This is a genomic window from Bacillus sp. JJ1503 (genome assembly GCF_036965125.1).
In the GTDB taxonomy this organism is placed as follows: domain Bacteria; phylum Bacillota; class Bacilli; order Bacillales; family Cytobacillaceae; genus Cytobacillus.
The window spans coordinates 1-1,556 of the sequence record NZ_JBALOZ010000456.1; the positions used below are offsets into that span (position 1 = coordinate 1).

Genomic DNA, 1,556 nt, shown 5'->3' on the forward strand with positions numbered 1-1,556 from the left:
AATCAAACGTTTGATTAAACAGTCCCAATCCCTTGTCCAGCATGGCTTTAAGGGAAACTAATCAAACGTTTAATTAATATGTATGTTCGTATTTATATATCAATTTATACCAATTGGCTAAAATTAATAATTAATAAGATACAAACTTAGGAAGATCCTGTCTGTCGGTATAAGAGATCATTAAACAAACGTTTGATTAAACAGTCTCAATCCCTTTCCCTGCCTGGCTTTGAGGGGATTTAATCAAACGTTTAATTAACGATATTTTTACCATAATAACTTTAAACTGCAAACAACCTTTAAAAGTAAAAGAGACAGCCCGCCTAACTATAAATAGAAGTCCAAGAATCGTCTCCAAGCTTCCACAAAATAGCGAAAAATGTCCATAAATATTGCCCGCACCGCAAATCTTTCTGGTTGTTTTTACCTATAAAATTAAGGTAGAATGATAGGGTGTTTTGCGAATATTCAAAATCGTTATGAGGGTAGGGGGTCTATTTGTCTAGGAATTTTGTTAAGGCTTTATTCGTGTTTGCACTTTTATTTGGGATGGTCGCGCAGCCAATTGCTAGCTCAGCTGCTGCAGAAAAGAATGTATATTATGTTAGTCTTGGAGATTCACTGGCAGCCGGCCTATCGCCGTTTGGTGAGATTGGCAAGGGCTATCCTGACTTTATTGCGGAAAACTTCAAGGGCGCTGAGACTCTCCAAACATTTGTTAGGGATTACGCCGTGCCGGGCTATACGACAACAAACGTACTTGAAGACATTGCCAATAACGTGATAAAAGGAGAAAACGCTGGAATCCATGCTGTTTTGGGCCAAGCCACGCATGTGACACTAGATATTGGCGCCAATGATATATTAAAGAAGATTAAGATTGATTCGGAAAATCAAACCGTTTCTTTTGATCAGGAAGAAGTTAAGCAAACCTTTGCGGAAATTCAACAAAACCTTGTTAAAATTATCACTGCTGTAAAATCATTTAATCCAGATGTAAAGCTTTATATCATGGGCTACTACAACCCATACCCGCATTTGCCGGCTGAGCACCAGCCCGCTCTCAACCAATTATTAATTTCACTAAATTCAATGATTGAGCAAATTGCGATCCAATCCGTCTCTACTTACGTTCCAACTGCAGATGTCATCGCAAAAAATATTGCTTTTTTACCAAACCCGAAAGATATTCATTTGAGCGAAGATGGCTACAAGGCGATTTCCGAGCTTTTCTGGAATGTGATGAAACCGGCAGTAACAGAAGAGGAAGTGGAAGTCGAAGTGCCTGCCAAGGAAACACCGCTTGTCTATTGGGATGGTGTTATTTTGAAAAAGGGCCAGATTGGCAGACTTTCCATCGAAAAACCTATCAATCTATGGAAACGAACAGATGAGGGTCTCCAGTTTGTAAGAGTCCTAAATCCAGGTGAAAAATACCGCGTATACCGCTATGACAACGAATTCGGCGGTCAATATTCAGTTGGCGATGGACACTATGTGACAAAAATGGAAGGCTATGTAACCTACCAAACTCCTTCTAAACATAAATTGGAGCT

The 1,556-nt window shown here is 39.3% G+C and carries 1 protein-coding gene; it reads left to right on the forward strand.

The window, feature by feature from the left end; all coding sequences use genetic code 11:
• Positions 1-498 precede the first annotated feature (498 nt).
• A partial coding sequence (locus V7149_RS26685) for an SGNH/GDSL hydrolase family protein (protein WP_438824159.1) occupies positions 499-1,556 on the forward strand: 1,058 nt, incomplete at its 3' end.